The organism is Mesorhizobium sp. B2-4-19, from assembly GCF_006441315.1.
GTDB lineage: Bacteria > Pseudomonadota > Alphaproteobacteria > Rhizobiales > Rhizobiaceae > Mesorhizobium.
This window is the reverse complement of the sequence record NZ_VFUV01000001.1, coordinates 479,701-493,665: the sequence shown is the minus strand read 5'-3', so window position 1 is coordinate 493,665 and position 13,965 is coordinate 479,701. Positions and strand designations below refer to the sequence as shown.

The window sequence follows — 13,965 nt, the reverse complement described above, 5'->3', positions numbered from 1 at the left end:
AGGCATCGCTGCCTCCGGCCATTCGTATTGCTAAACGACCGCGCGAATTACTCGGCGGGAACGATATCCGCCGGCAGACTGTCGTCGGCCGTGCCGGCCAAAGCCCTGGCGAGCCTGGCCTCGTCGAGCTCGCCTTCCCAGCGCGCGACAACCAGTGTGGCGACGGCATTGCCGATGAAGTTGGTCAGCGCCCGGCATTCCGACATGAAGCGGTCGACGCCGAGGATCAGCGCCATGCCGGCGACCGGCACCGAAGGCACCACCGAAAGCGTCGCGGCAAGCGTGATGAAACCGGCGCCGGTGATGCCGGCGGCACCTTTCGAGGACAGCATCGCCACCAGCAGCAGCAGGATCTGGTCGCCTATCGACAGATGGATGTTCGTCGCCTGCGCGATGAACAGCGCGGCAAGCGTCATGTAGATGTTGGTGCCGTCGAGGTTGAAGGAATAGCCGGTCGGGATGACCAGGCCGACCACCGAGCGCTTGGCGCCGGCCTTCTCCATCTTCTCCATCAGCGAGGGCAGGGCCGCTTCCGACGAGGAGGTGCCCAGCACCAGCAGCAGCTCTTCCTTGATGTAGCGCAGCAGCGACAGGATGGAAAAGCCGTTGTAGCGGCAGACCGCGCCCAAGACGACGAACACGAACAGCAGTGATGTCGCGTAGAAGGTGCCGACCAGCATGGCGAGGTTGATGACCGAACCGATGCCGTATTTGCCGATGGTGAAGGCCATGGCGCCGAACGCGCCGATGGGGGCGGCCTTCATCAGCACGCTGACCAGCTTGAACATCGGCGCCATCAGCGCCTGCAGGAAGTTGAGCACCGGCGCGCCCTTGTCGCCGACAAGCGCCAGCGCGATACCGAACAGCACCGAGAAGAACAGCACCTGCAAGATGTCGCCGTCGGCGAAGGCGCCGACGATCGTGCCGGGGATGATGTTCATCAGGAAGCCGGTGACCGACTGGTCATGCGCCTTGGCGGCATAGGTGTTGACGGTCGAGGCATCGAGCGTCGCCGGGTCGATGTTGAAGCCGGCGCCAGGCTGCACGACATTGGCGACGACGAGGCCGATGATCAGCGCCAGCGTCGAGAAGATGAGGAAGTAGAGCATCGCCTTGCCCGCAACGCGGCCGACCTTCTGCAGGTCGCTCATGCCGGCGATGCCGGTCGCCACTGTCAGGAAGATGACCGGGGCAATGATCATCTTGACCAGCTTGATGAAGGCGTCGCCGAGCGGCTTCATGCTCTCGCCGATCGACGGATAGTAGTGGCCGAGCAGGATGCCGACGGTGATTGCCACCAGCACCTGCACGTAGAGTTGGGCGTAGAGGGGCTTGCGCTGCGCGGCGGCCGCGCCCGATTGGTCTGCGATGTGCATCGAACTCTCCCTGGCCGGATGGACGGAACCCGCCCTGCGTGACTTCTCCCATCGCGGCGTTCCGGTCGCCCGCCGCTGGCAAGGAGTTTTGCAAGCGCTGTGCCAGATCGATGAAAGGCCGGAATCCCGGGATTTCTGCGGTTGTCTGGTGCTTTGCGGCAAATGCCTGTGCGGATTTCCGCACAGGCAGCGTTTGCCTGGGCGGAATTACGCATTACACTGATCGCCAAGCCACGAAGAAACGGGGCGCGAAGAAAAGGGAGAGGGCAGACGCCGCAAGCGGGCACCGATAGCGGGTCCACAGGGTTTCCCGGCCGTGAATTGCTGCGCGAGGCGGTGGCCCGGCTGCACGATGGCCGCTGGCTTGTTATCGTCGTCGCCCTCGCGATCCTGGCGGGCGCGATCGTCATCGCGGGGCGTATCGCCACCGGCCAGGCGACCAATGACCTCCGTAATGGCGCGCTCGCCGCCCTGCCGCTGGCGGCGGGAACGCTGACAGGCGAAATCGAGAAACAACGCCTGGTGCCGCTGGTGCTGGCTCGCGACGATGCGGTGCGCGGGGCGCTGCGCCGGGCCGGAAAGATGCAGGAAGCGGCCCTCAACGAAAAGCTCAAGGCGATCGCCGGCGATGCCTCGGCGTCCGCCATCTATGTCATCGACACGGCGGGCATCGCCATATCGGCCAGCAATGCCGGCGAGCCGACGAGCTTTGTCGGCATCGACTATAATTTCCGCCATTATTTCAACCAGGCGATGGCAAAGGGTTCGGCCAGCCAATATGGGCTGGGCACGATCAGTGGCCGGCCGGGTCTCTATCTTGCCAGCCGTGTCGACGACAATGGCAAGCCGCTGGGTGTCGCGGTGCTGAAGGTCGAGCTCGACGGCGTCGAAGCCAATTGGCGCTCCAGCGGGTTTCTCGTTTTCGTCACCGACGAACGCGGCGTCGTGCTGGCCACCAGCCAGCCTGAGTGGCGGTTTCACGCGCTGGCGCCGCTCTCCGCCGAAGACGCCGCAGCTGCCCACGAGCAACTGCAACTGGACGATGCCGCCTTCGAACCCCTGCCGATACGGCGCGGTGCCGGCGACGGCCTGACCACCATCGACGGCCCCGGCAAGCCACGTCAATTTGTCGAGGTGGTGCAGGACCTGCCCGGCGCGGTTCCCGGCTGGCGCCTTTGGGTGCTGACGCCGGCGGATGGCGCTCTCTCGTCGGCCGCCAACACGGCGCGGCTGACGACACTGCTCGGGTTGCTGCTGACCGGCCTGCTTGCCTACGTACTCACAAGGCGCCGCCGCACACGCCGGCTGCGGCAGGAGGCGATGGCGCGCATGAATGCCGAGCTGGAAAGCCGGGTCAGCACACGGACCGCCGAGCTGACACGCTCCAACACCGCGCTCGCCGGCGAGATCGCCGAGCGCGAAAATGCCGAGGCCAAGGTTCGCCGGCTGCGCGACGATCTCGCCCAGGCCAACCGGCTCTCCATCCTCGGCCAGATCGCCGCAGGCGTGGCGCATGAGATCAACCAGCCGGTCGCCGCCATCCGCACCTATGCCGAGAATGCCGGACGTTTTCTCGATAGCGGCAAGACCGAACCGGCGAGCGGTAATCTGACCTCGATCGTCTCGATGACCGAGCGCATCGGCGCCATCACCAGCACCTTGCGCACCTTTGCCCGCCGGCCCGGTGTCGCCGCTTCGCCGTTGCCGGTGCGCGAGGCGATCGACGGCGCGCTGTCGCTGCTTTCCGGTCGCATCCGCGATTCCGGCGTCACCATCGTCAAGCCGCGCGGTACCGCCTCGCCGGTGGTGATGGCAAGCCGCATCCGGTTGGAACAGATCCTCGTCAACCTGTTGCAGAACGCGCTGGACGCCATGAAGGACAAGCCCGATCCCCGCATCGAGATCGACCTCGCCGAGCGCGACGATCACGTGCTGATTTCGGTGCGCGACAACGGTCCCGGCCTCGGGCCGGAAGCAGCCGGCAATCTGTTCATGCCGTTCCAGACCACCAAGGAGAAGGGGCTCGGCCTCGGGCTGGTGATCTCGCAGGAGATCGCCCAGGAATTGGGGGGCACGCTGCGGCTCGACCCCGACAGCGCCAATGGCGCGTCCTTCACTATCGATTTGAGGCGAATTGAATGAACGAGGGATCAGGGCTCGTGGCGCTCGTCGAGGACGATGCCGATCTGCTGCACGCCACCACGCAGTTGCTCGAACTCGCTGGCTTCACGGTGACCGCGCTCGACGCCGCCGAAGCAGCGCTTGCCGTCGTCGACAGGAATTTCGAGGGCGTGGTTGTCAGCGACATCCGCATGCCGGGCATGAATGGGCTGCAGCTGTTCGACCGCATCAAGGCGATCGACCCTGACATACCGGTGATCCTGGTCACCGGGCATGGCGATGTCGATCTTGCGGTGGCCGCCCTCAAGGACGGTGTCTACGATTTCATCCCAAAGCCCTATGCCGGCGATCGCCTGGTCGAGGCGCTGAGACGGGCATCGGAGAAACGGCGGCTGGTGATGGAGAACCGGCGGCTGCGCGAAGCCGCGGCGCTCGCTGCCGACGGTCTGCCGCTGATCGGCGAGGCGCCCGCCATCCGGCGCCTGCGCGAGACCTTGCGGCAGATCGCCGACATGGATGTCGACGTGCTGGTGGAGGGCGAGACCGGAACCGGCAAGGAAGTGGTGGCCGACCTCTTGCACCGGTGGGGCCGGCGGCGTTCCAAACCCTTCGTGGCGCTGAATTGCGGCGCCTTGCCGGAGACCGTCATCGAAAGCGAACTGTTCGGCCACGAGGCCGGCGCCTTCACCGGCGCGCAGCGGCGGCGGATCGGTCGCGTGGAGCATTCCAGCGGCGGCACGCTGTTCCTCGACGAGATCGAATCCATGCCGCCGGCCCTGCAGGTCAAGCTGCTGCGGGTGCTGGAGACGCGCAGCCTTACCCCGCTCGGCTCGAACGAGGTCAGGCGACTCGATCTGAGGGTCGTCGCGGCGACCAAGGTCGATCTCGGCAGGCCCGACCAGCGCGGCGATTTTCGCGAGGATCTCTATTTCCGCCTCAACGTGGTGACGCTGCGCATCCCGCCGCTACGCGAGCGGCGCGGCGATATCCCGATGCTATTCGGTCATTTCCTCGGCAAGGCCGCCGAGCGCTTCGGCCGGCCGGTCGCCAAGGTCAATGCCGCGGTCAGCGGTCATCTTCAGTCGCATGCCTGGCCGGGCAATGTGCGAGAGCTCGCCCATTTCGCCGATCGCGTCACACTCGGTCTTGGGCCTGACGATGAGGTGAAGGGGGTTTCCCCGCAATGGACGGAGCCTGCCGCCTCGCTGCCCGAACGCGTGGGCCACTACGAAGCGCAACTCATCCGTGACGCGCTGCGCGACCATGGCGGCGACGTGCGTGGCGCTATCGATTCGCTCGGCGTGCCACGCAAGACTTTTTACGACAAGCTCAAGCGCTACGGCATTGCCGCATCGGAATTTCGCAATGGCGGCGACCCGTCCCCCGTTCGAGAGCAGACATAGAAATTGCGCGAGAGCCTCGTGCTCCGTAACCCTTCATCCCATCCAGCCGAGCTTTCCGGTATGAGCCTATGAACACGACACTCGAAACAACGGCAAACCCCTTGCCGGAAGACCTCGCCTTTCTCGCTGAGCATCTAACGGCATTCAACGACGGCGATGTCGGCGCGTCCGAAAGAAAGGCGCTCGCTGTGTTCGTGCGCGACGAGGATGGCGCGGTCGTCGCCGGCATTTCGGGCTACACCGCCTGGGGCTGGCTCTACGTGCAATGGCTGTGGGTCGATGAAAGGCTGCGCGGCCAGCACATGGCAGGCCGGATGCTGGACGCGGCCGAGCAGGAAGCCGTGGCGCGCGGCTGCAACAACGCCTGGATCGACACCTTCAATCCAAACGCCGCCAAGGTCTACCAGCGCCAGGGCTATCAGCCCTTCGGCACGCTGGCCGACTTTCCGGTTGGTCGCAGCCGCATCTTCCTGCAGAAGAAACTGATTTAACCGGCAAGCTTTCCGCCGCGCATCGGCTGCGGCGCGCCGGTGGTGCTTGGAAAACTGATCGGCAGGCCGCGCAGCACGCGCACCGCCAGGAAGGCAAAACATTCTGCTTCCACCGCGTCGCCGCTCCAGCCGAGGCTTTCCGCCTGCACCGCCTCGACGCCGGCGCGGCTGGCGAGCATGGCCATCATCGTCGGATTGTGGCGCCCGCCGCCGCTGACCACCAATTTTCTGGGCCGGCTCGGCAACAGGTCGAGTGCCTTGCCGACGGCGCCGGCCGTGAAGGCGGTGAGCAGGGCCGCGCCATCCTCGGCATTGAGGCCGTCGGCCATGGCTGCGCCGAAATCGAAACGGTCCAGCGATTTGGGATAGGGCTTGGTCAGATAGGGATGCTGCAACAGCTTGGCGAGCCGGGCCTCGTCGACCTTGCCCGCGCGGCCGAGCGCGCCGTCGCGGTCCATGTCGCCGAGCCCCTTCGATTTGATGAAATCGTTGAGCGGCGCATTGGCCGGTCCGGTGTCGAAGGCGACGACATTGTCGGCGCCGTCCCACCAGGTGATGTTGGCGACGCCGCCGAGATTGAGCACGGCCACCTCGCCACTGGCGCCGGCGCTGCGCATCAGCGCGGTGTGATAGGCGGCGGCCAGTGGCGCGCCTTGCCCGCCGGCGCGCATGTCGGCCGAGCGGAAATCGTAGGCGACCTTTACGCCCAATAGGGAATGCATCAGCTCGCCGTCACCCAATTGCCGCGTCTGGCCGAGCCCTCCGACCTGCGGCGCGCGATGCAGCACGGTCTGGCCGTGAAAGCCGACGACGCCGACATCGGCCATCGTCATGCCATAGCCCTCGACCAATTCCCTGACCGCCGCCGACTGGGCACGCGTCAGCGCTTCCTCGGCCTTGCGGAAGATCGCCGGTTCCGGCCCGACAAAATTCCAGGCCCGCGCCGCCGTCAGCGTCTCTTCCAGCAGCGAGCGGATCGATGGGGGATAAGGCATCAGCCGGTAGGTGCCGAAATCATCGATGCGCTCGCCATCGGTCTTGATCAGCGCGACGTCGATATTGCCGTCAAGCACGGTGCCGGTCATCAGGCCGACGGCCCAGATTGGTTCCATCATTGAACTCCATTCATCAGATCGCCGACCGCTTGCCGAAGCTGAACGATTCCGCTGTCGAAATGACGTGTCGGATGGATCCGGTTGGTGAGCAAGGTCCAGGCCTTGCCCTTGTCGAAATCGATCCACAAGCCGGTGCCGGTAAAGCCGGTGTGGCCGATCGTTCCCGGGCTGCACAAGGCCCCGCCGGACCAGCCGTCATAGGAGCGCTCCCAGCCATGGGTGCGGGTGGCGGACAAGGGCGTGCGCATCAGCGCGGTCGAATTCTTGGAAGCACCGGACAGCAGCCCTTGCGCGAAATCAAGCACCGAAGCCGCCGTGCCGAACAGCCCGGCATGACCGGCGCCTTGCAGCGCCGAGCAATTGTCGTCGTGGACCTCGCCGGAGAGCACACGATGACGCCAGGTGCAGTCCTCGGTCGCCGCGGCGGCATCCGGCTCCGTGGACCAGGCAAATCCGGTGCCGGGATCCATGTCGCGGATGGTCTTGCCCGACAGCCGCTCCAGCGCAAAGCCGAGCAGGATGAAATTGATGTCGGAATAGACGGGGTCACGGGCTCGCCATTCGCGCTGCAGGATGAAGGCGCGCAGCAATTCGGGATCGCGCCCGTAGGTGTAGATCGGTTCGACTGCCGGGAAGGGGGTCTGGTGGCCGAGGCACTGGCGAAACGTCACCTTCCGCTCCCACGCCGATTGATCGTACTGGCGAAGGTCGGGCAGCACGGATGTCAGCGGCGCATCGAGATCGATGACGCCGTCCTCGGCCAGCGCCAGGATGCGCGGCGTGGTGAAGATGACCTTGGTCAGTGATGCCAGGTCGAACCAGGTTTCGACGGTCATTGGACGCTGCTTGGGCACGAGTTGCGCCGAGCCGATTGCCCTGACGATGCGATGGCCATTGCTGTCGACAATGCCGAGCACGCCGCCGGGAACGTGGTTGGTGGACACCGCTGTTGCAAGTGGTTGGAAAGCGCGGTCGAAGAGCTGGGCGAGGTCGCTCAACGCCATCCTCCTTCTGAGAGGCCGAGATCCTTCCCGCCCCCCTCTGTCCTGCCGGCCCCCACGAGGGGGGAGATCGGCAGCGTTGATGTCCCGCCAACTTTCCAACGTTGGAGATTGGCGAAAGCCGCCACGACATCCGATCTCCCCCCATGTGGGGGAGACGCCCGGCAGGGCAGAGGGGGGCGCTGTCCCGCCAACCTGAGATATCCCTGGGCCATCACGCCTCGACCCTCGCCATATGATCCCTGCCGAACTGCTCCCATCGCGCCGGCGCCGGCTCGAACCCTTGCGGGCGCACCAGCGAGGGCACCTGGCGTGTGTCCAGTTCAAAATGCTCGCGCCGCCGCTCGATGGTCGGAACCGCTGCGATCAGTTTCTTCGTATAGGAATGCTTCGGTTTCGACAGAACCGAGGCCGCGTCGCCGATCTCGACGATCTGGCCGGCATAGATGACGGCGATGCGGTGCGCGATCCGCTCGACCACCGCCATGTCGTGCGAGATGAAGAGATAGGCCAGACCGAACTCGCGCTGCAATTCGACCAGCAACTCCAGCACCTTGGCCTGCACCGAGACGTCCAGTGCCGACACCGCCTCATCGAGAACGACCACGGACGGGTTGAGCATCAGCGCGCGGGCAATGCACAGCCTCTGCCGCTGGCCGCCCGAGAATTCATGCGGATAGCGCCCCAGGCTATTTCGGGGCAAGCCGACGCGTTCCAGCAGGCTCGCCATTCTGGCGCGTGTCTCGGTGTCCACACGACCACCGTTGGCGATCACCGGTTCGGCCAGGATGCTTTCGATCGCCAGCCTTGGATTGAGCGAGGCATAGGGGTTCTGAAACACCATCTGCACGGGCTTGGCGCTGCGCTCGGCGGAAGCCGCTCGAGCGCCGACCGAGAAGCTGCCGCGCGTCGAGCGCACCAGTCCGAGGACGGCCTTCGCGGTTGTCGATTTGCCGGAACCGCTCTCGCCGACGATGGCCAGCGTCTCGCCCGGCATCAGGTCGAAGTCGACGCCGTCGACGGCGTGCACGGCGCCGGTGGCGCGGCTGAAGAAATTGCTCTTGAGGGGAAACCGCACCACCAGTCCGTCGACTTTCAAGGCCGGCTGTGTGTTTTCACCCTTGTCGCGCTGGCCGTCCGCGCGGGTCGCGCTTCCATCGGCGAAATGCGGCACGTCCTGCAGCAGATGCTGGGTGTAGGGGTGCCTCGGCCTGTCGAGGACCTGGTTCAGCTCGCCTTGCTCCACGGCCTGCCCGTTCTGCATCACCATCACCTTGTCGGCGATGCCGGCAACCAGGCCGATATCATGGGTGATGAAGATGACGGACATGCCTGTTTCGCGCTTCAACTCGGCCAGCAGCGCCATGATCTGCGCCTGCACGGTGACGTCGAGCGCGGTGGTCGGCTCGTCGGCGATCAGCAGGCGTGGGTTGCAGGCGAGCGCAATGGCGATCATCACCCTTTGCAGCATGCCGCCCGACAACTGGTTTGGCGTATATTTCAGCCGCCGCGCGGCATCGGGAATGCGCACGCGGTCGAGCGCATCCCGGGCCGCCGCCCTGGCCTGCCGACCGGTCAGGCCGCGGTGCAGCCGGAACGATTCCTCGATCTGTGTGCCGATGGTCAGCACCGGATTGAGCGAGGTCATCGGCTCCTGGAAGATCATGCCGATCTCGGCGCCGCGAATGCCGGTCAGCTGCGGTTCGGTGGCAGTTATCAGGTCGAAGAGGCTGCCGTCGGCCCGCTTCAGCGTCATCGCGCCGCCGGTGATGCGGCCGCCGCCAAAATCGATCAGCCGGTTGATCGACAGCGCGGTGACGGATTTGCCGGAGCCGCTTTCGCCGACAATGGCAAGTGTTTCACCATCGGCAAGGTCGAAGCTGACCCCGCGCACCACCTCATTGGCGTGCGGATCGCGGCCGAAGCCGACGTGCAGATCGCGGACCGACAGCAGCGGCGTCATGCCGGCGCCCTCCGCATCCTGGGGTCGAGGATATCGCGCAAGGCATCACCCAGCAGGTTGAAGCCGAGGATGCTGATCATTATTGTCAGTCCCGGAAAGATCATCAGCCAGGGCGCGGTCTCCATCAGATTGCGGCTGTCGCTCAGCATCAGGCCGAGCGAGGCGGCTGGCGGCTGTGTGCCCAGCCCAAGGAAGCTCAATCCGGCTTCCGTCAGCAGCGCCCAGGCCAGCGCCAGCGTCACCTGCACGGTCAGCGGCGCCACCAGATTGAGCAGCAGGTGCCGCGTGACGATGTAGCTTGAACTGCTTCCAAAAGTGCGCGCGGCGTCGACGAATTCGCGTGCCTTGAGCGACAGGGCAGGGCCGCGCACCACGCGCGTGAAGATCGGCGTGTAGACGATGCCGATGGCGACGACGCTGGTCCATGTGCCCGGCCCGGCAACGGTGACGATGAGCAGCGCCAGAAGGATTGCCGGGAATGCCAGCAGCACATCCATGATGCGCATCACCACGCCATCCCAGCGGCGTCCGAGCCAGGCTGCCGCCAGTCCGAGCACTGTGCCGGCAAGGGTCGCGAAGGCCACCGAAAAGAAGGCGACGGTGAAGGATTGCCCGATGCCGGCCATCAACCGGCTGGCGACGTCGCGGCCGAACAGGTCGGTGCCCATCCAGTAGGCGCCGTTGGGTGCGTGCAGCCGGTCGACGCGGAACTGCGTGATCGGATTGTGCGGCGTCAGCCCGAGCAGGCCAAGGATGGCTATCATGAGATAGATGCCGACGATGACGCCGCCGATGCGGCCACTGCCGTGGCCGAAGATGGCGCGCAGGATGCGCATCATTGCTCTCCCAGCCGGATGCGCGGATCGAGCGCGACATAGGCGAGGTCGACCAGGAGATTGACGATCATGAAGTTGAAGGCGATGAACAGCACGGCCCCCTGCACAAGTGCGTAGTCGCGCTGCAGGATGGCGTCCAGCACCATGCGACCGAGGCCGGGCAAGGCATAAATCTGCTCGACGATGACGGCGCCGCCCAAGAGATAGCCGAATTCGATGCCGCTCAGCGTCACCACCGGGATCAGTGCATTGGGGAGCGCATGCCGCCAGATGACGCTGCGGGCCGACGCTCCCTTGCTGCGCGCGGTGCGCACATAGTCGTCGCTCAAAACGTCGAGCATGGCCGAGCGCGATATGCGCGTGACCGACGCGGCGAAGGCAAAGCCGAGCGTGATGGCGGGCAGGATCAGCTGGCCGAGATTGCGCAAGGGATCCTGCCAGAGCGGCGCGAATTCGCCCATCGCCGGCAGCACGCCGAAGCCGGCCGACAGCGTGTAGACGATCAAGAGACCGAGCACGAAGCTCGGCGTCGACTGGCCGATCATGGCGACGACGCGGACCCCGAGATCGGACGGTCTTTCGCTATGCGTGGCGGCATAGATGCCGGCCGGCATGCCGACGGCAAGCGCGATGACCATCGACAGCAGAGCCAATTCCAGCGTCAGCGGGAAGCGTTCGAGGATGACGTCGAGCACCGGCTTGCCATAAGTGACCGAAATGCCGAAATTGCCGTGCAGGATGCCGCCGATCCAGCGCCAGTACTGGACGAACCAGGGCTGGTCGATGCCGAAATAGGCGGCGAGCGAATCCCGCTGTGCCGGCGTCAGCAGCCCCGCCTCCGTCCCCAGCATCGCCGTGATCGAATCGCCCGGCACCATCCGGATCGCCACGAAGACAAGGATGGACACGCCAAGCAGGACGAGAGGAAACGTCGCCAGTCGTCGCATCAGATAGTTCACGCGAAGAAGTCCTCTTGTCCAATGCCTGCTGCGGCTACTGCTGGATGGTAACCTTGCTCAGGCTGAACAGCGTGCCCGTCGGCGTCGGCACGAAGCCGGCGATGTTCTTCTGCTGGGCCGTGTAGCTGTAGGAGGTGTAGAGCCAGATCCACGGCGACATCTCGGCGAGGTGCTTCTCGAATGCAGCGAAGATCGCCTTGCGTTTGGCCGGGTCGGTCTCGGCGCGGCCCTGCTGCATCTGGCTGTCCAGCGTGTCGTCGATGTAGTTGGCCACCTTCTGCAGATTGCCTGCCTTGGTCCAGTAGCGGTTGTACATCGTGTAGGGGTCCGCGCGACCGCCATTGAGCGCGATCGCCATGTCGAAATCGCCCTTCAGCCAGGCGTCGACATAGACGTTGAGCTCCATCATCTTGATATCCAGCTTGACGCCGATTTCGGCCAGCTGCGACTGGATGACCTGGGCTTCCGCCGCCGCCGTCGGCGGCTCGCCGGTGGCGCCGATCACCGTCGCCGAAAAGCCGTCGGCATAGCCGGCTTCGGCCATCAGCTTCTTGGCCTTCTCGACATCGCGCTTGTAGCAGAACAGCTGGCTCGGATCGGTCGCCAGCGCCGGGATGGTCAGCGGTCCGGTGACCTTGCCTTCGCCCAGCGAAGCCGTGTCCAGCACCTCCTGCCGGTCGATGGCGCAGGAGATCGCCTGGCGCACCTTGAGCTCGGTCATCGGCTTGCGTGACGGGTTGAGCTGCAGCACGTGATAGGCAAGCACCGGCACGCGGTTCAGCTGCAGGCTGGCCTCCTTCGGCACCAGTGTCGCGACCAGCGGATCGTTGAGCAGGGCGAAATCGATCTGTTTGGTGCGCATGGCGGCCAGAATCGCTGCTTCGTCCGGCAGCACGCTGATCTCGATGCCGTCAACGCCGGTCGCACCGCCGGCCCAGTCCTTGTTGGCGCTGAGCACCTCCTTGGCGTTGGGGTCCCATTTGTCGAGCTTGAACGGGCCGGAACCAAGCGCCTTGGTGCCGATCGACCCGGCCTTGATTTCACTGGCTGGGACGATCGCCGCGTTGACATCGCTCATTGCCGTCAGGATCGGCACGTCGGGCTGCGACAAATGGAAGACGACGGTGGCCGCATCAGGCGTGTCGATGCCGGCTATCGACAGGAAATTGGCGCGCGCGGCCGCGCCTGTCTTCTCGTCGAGGATGCGCTCGAACGAGGCCTTGACGTCGGCGGAGGTGACGGCCGTGCCGTCCTGGAACTTCGCCTTGGGATCGAGCTTGAAGGTCAGCTCCTTGCCGTCCTTGGAGAATTCCCAGGAAGTGGCGATTGCCGGGATGATCTGCAGGCTGGCATCGACGCGCACCAGCGGCTCATAGATCAGTTCCAGGAGCCGCAGCGACGAAAAGGCCGTCTGCTTATGCGGATCAAGTCCCGTAGCGTCCTGCGACCATGCCATGTGCAGCGTTGCCGCCTGCGCTGAAACCACAGCCACGCCGAGCATCGCGGCAACCGTGATGCCCGACAGGAGTGTTCTTGTGAGATGCCTTGCCATTTTCGTCTCCCATTATGATTTGAACTTGATGCCTTGCAGTTTCTACGGACCGCTTCCAAGACACACATGCTTTGGAGTATCGGCCCAGTCTATGCGGCTTCACGCCGTCTTGTCTAAAGCGGCTTCACGCCGTCTTGTCCCGTGCGGCTTCATGCCGTCCTGTCGCTGATCGCCTTTCGCAGGAAGCCTCCGGCCTTGCCGAGCGCCGCGCGCGCCGCCTCGACATCGAAGCCTGTGATCGCCACCAGGATCGCCAGCTTCACATCATTGCCGGTCTGGGCGAGCACCTGTTTGGCACGCTGCGCCGTGCAGCCGCTCGTCTGCATGACGATCCTGATGGCTCTCGCGACCAGCTTTTTGTTGGACGGGTTGAGGTCGACCATCAGATTCTCATAGCTCTTGCCGATGCGGATCATCGAGGCCGTGGTCAGCATGTTGAGCACCAGCTTCTGCGCCGTTCCCGACTTCAGTCGGGTCGATCCGGTGAGAACCTCAGGCCCGACGACCGGCGAGATGGCGATGTCGGCGATGCCGGCAATGGTCGATGCCGGATTGCAGGACAGGGCAATCGTGGTCGCGCCGACCTGCTTCGCATAGTTCAGTCCGCCGATGACGTAAGGCGTGCGCCCGCTGACCGCGATACCCACCACGACATCGTCCGGTGTGAGCCCGATCTCCTGCAACGCCTGCGCGCCCATTTTCGGATCATCCTCGGCGCCTTCCAACGAGCGCACCAAAGCGTCCGGGCCGCCGGCGATCAGGCCGATCACCATGTCCTCGGGCACGCGGAAGGTAGGCGGGCATTCCGACGCATCGAGGACGCCGAGCCGGCCGCTGGTGCCGGCGCCGACATAAATAAGCCGCGCGCCTTTCTGGAAGGCAAGCACGATCCGGTCGACCGCGGCGGCGATTTCCGGCAGCACCTTTTCGACAGCCACAGGCACAATCCTGTCCTCGTCATTGATCTTGCGCAGCACATCGATGGTGGGCAGCAGGTCGATATCCATCGTCCGCGGATTGCGGCCTTCGGAAACCAGCAGGTCCAGCTCAGACATCAACCCTTGCTCGGTCATTCCAGTGCTTTCAAAAAATTCTGCTGTCGGCGTCCGACATGGCTCAACGGGCACCAGGCACACGGACCTTGGGTC

General features: G+C 64.9%; 11 protein-coding genes. 3 read left to right on the top strand and 8 right to left on the bottom strand.

Translation table 11 applies throughout. The features are described 5' to 3' along the window. Positions 1 to 47 precede the first annotated feature (47 nt). The gene (locus tag FJ546_RS02325) at positions 48 to 1,376 is read right to left on the bottom strand and encodes a dicarboxylate/amino acid:cation symporter (RefSeq protein ID WP_140887753.1); all 1,329 of its coding nucleotides are present in this window, start codon (positions 1,374 to 1,376) and stop codon (positions 48 to 50) included. A 168-nt stretch (positions 1,377 to 1,544) separates the two neighbouring features. On the opposite strand from FJ546_RS02325, the gene FJ546_RS02320 reads away from it, so the two are divergent. The 3 genes from FJ546_RS02320 to FJ546_RS02310 all read left to right on the top strand — a co-directional run bounded on the left by FJ546_RS02320 (position 1,545) and on the right by FJ546_RS02310 (position 5,391). Further along, on the top strand, positions 1,545 to 3,518 hold the full coding sequence (locus FJ546_RS02320; RefSeq protein WP_140887751.1) for a sensor histidine kinase: 1,974 nt from the start codon (positions 1,545 to 1,547) through the stop codon (positions 3,516 to 3,518). Beyond that, positions 3,515 to 4,900: a sigma-54 dependent transcriptional regulator gene (locus FJ546_RS02315; protein WP_140887749.1), complete on the top strand. Its 1,386-nt coding sequence runs from the start codon at positions 3,515 to 3,517 to the stop codon at positions 4,898 to 4,900. Before FJ546_RS02320 ends, FJ546_RS02315 begins: the two co-directional genes overlap by 4 nt. Positions 4,901 to 4,968: 68 nt before the next feature. Then, on the top strand, positions 4,969 to 5,391 hold the full coding sequence (locus FJ546_RS02310; protein ID WP_140887748.1) for a GNAT family N-acetyltransferase: 423 nt from the start codon (positions 4,969 to 4,971) through the stop codon (positions 5,389 to 5,391). Here the strand turns inward: FJ546_RS02310 and FJ546_RS02305 are convergent. The 7 genes from FJ546_RS02305 to murQ all read right to left on the bottom strand — a co-directional run bounded on the left by FJ546_RS02305 (position 5,388) and on the right by murQ (position 13,890). Further along, the gene (locus FJ546_RS02305; RefSeq protein WP_140887746.1) at positions 5,388 to 6,503 is read right to left on the bottom strand and encodes an anhydro-N-acetylmuramic acid kinase; all 1,116 of its coding nucleotides are present in this window, start codon (positions 6,501 to 6,503) and stop codon (positions 5,388 to 5,390) included. The two genes, FJ546_RS02310 and FJ546_RS02305, sit on opposite strands and share 4 nt — an antisense overlap. Continuing rightward, positions 6,503 to 7,510: a serine hydrolase gene (locus FJ546_RS02300; RefSeq protein ID WP_140887744.1), complete on the bottom strand. Its 1,008-nt coding sequence runs from the start codon at positions 7,508 to 7,510 to the stop codon at positions 6,503 to 6,505. The genes FJ546_RS02305 and FJ546_RS02300 overlap by 1 nt, the downstream gene beginning before the upstream one ends. Before the next feature lie 211 nt (positions 7,511 to 7,721). Beyond that, the gene (locus FJ546_RS02290; RefSeq protein ID WP_140887741.1) at positions 7,722 to 9,470 is read right to left on the bottom strand and encodes an ABC transporter ATP-binding protein; all 1,749 of its coding nucleotides are present in this window, start codon (positions 9,468 to 9,470) and stop codon (positions 7,722 to 7,724) included. After that, positions 9,467 to 10,306 (bottom strand): ABC transporter permease, encoded by an 840-nt coding sequence (locus tag FJ546_RS02285; protein ID WP_140887739.1) that lies wholly within the window; start codon positions 10,304 to 10,306, stop codon positions 9,467 to 9,469. Before FJ546_RS02285 ends, FJ546_RS02290 begins: the two co-directional genes overlap by 4 nt. After that, positions 10,306 to 11,265 carry an ABC transporter permease gene (locus FJ546_RS02280; RefSeq protein ID WP_140887738.1) on the bottom strand — a complete coding sequence of 320 codons (960 nt, stop codon included), beginning with the start codon at positions 11,263 to 11,265 and terminating at the stop codon, positions 10,306 to 10,308. Before FJ546_RS02280 ends, FJ546_RS02285 begins: the two co-directional genes overlap by 1 nt. 34 nt (positions 11,266 to 11,299) lie before the next feature. Then, positions 11,300 to 12,817 carry an ABC transporter substrate-binding protein gene (locus FJ546_RS02275; protein ID WP_140887736.1) on the bottom strand — a complete coding sequence of 506 codons (1,518 nt, stop codon included), beginning with the start codon at positions 12,815 to 12,817 and terminating at the stop codon, positions 11,300 to 11,302. A gap of 149 nt (positions 12,818 to 12,966) precedes the next feature. After that, entirely contained in the window at positions 12,967 to 13,890 is a 924-nt protein-coding gene (murQ, locus tag FJ546_RS02270) for an N-acetylmuramic acid 6-phosphate etherase (protein ID WP_140887734.1), read from the bottom strand. Between the last annotated feature and the right edge of the window lie 75 nt (positions 13,891 to 13,965).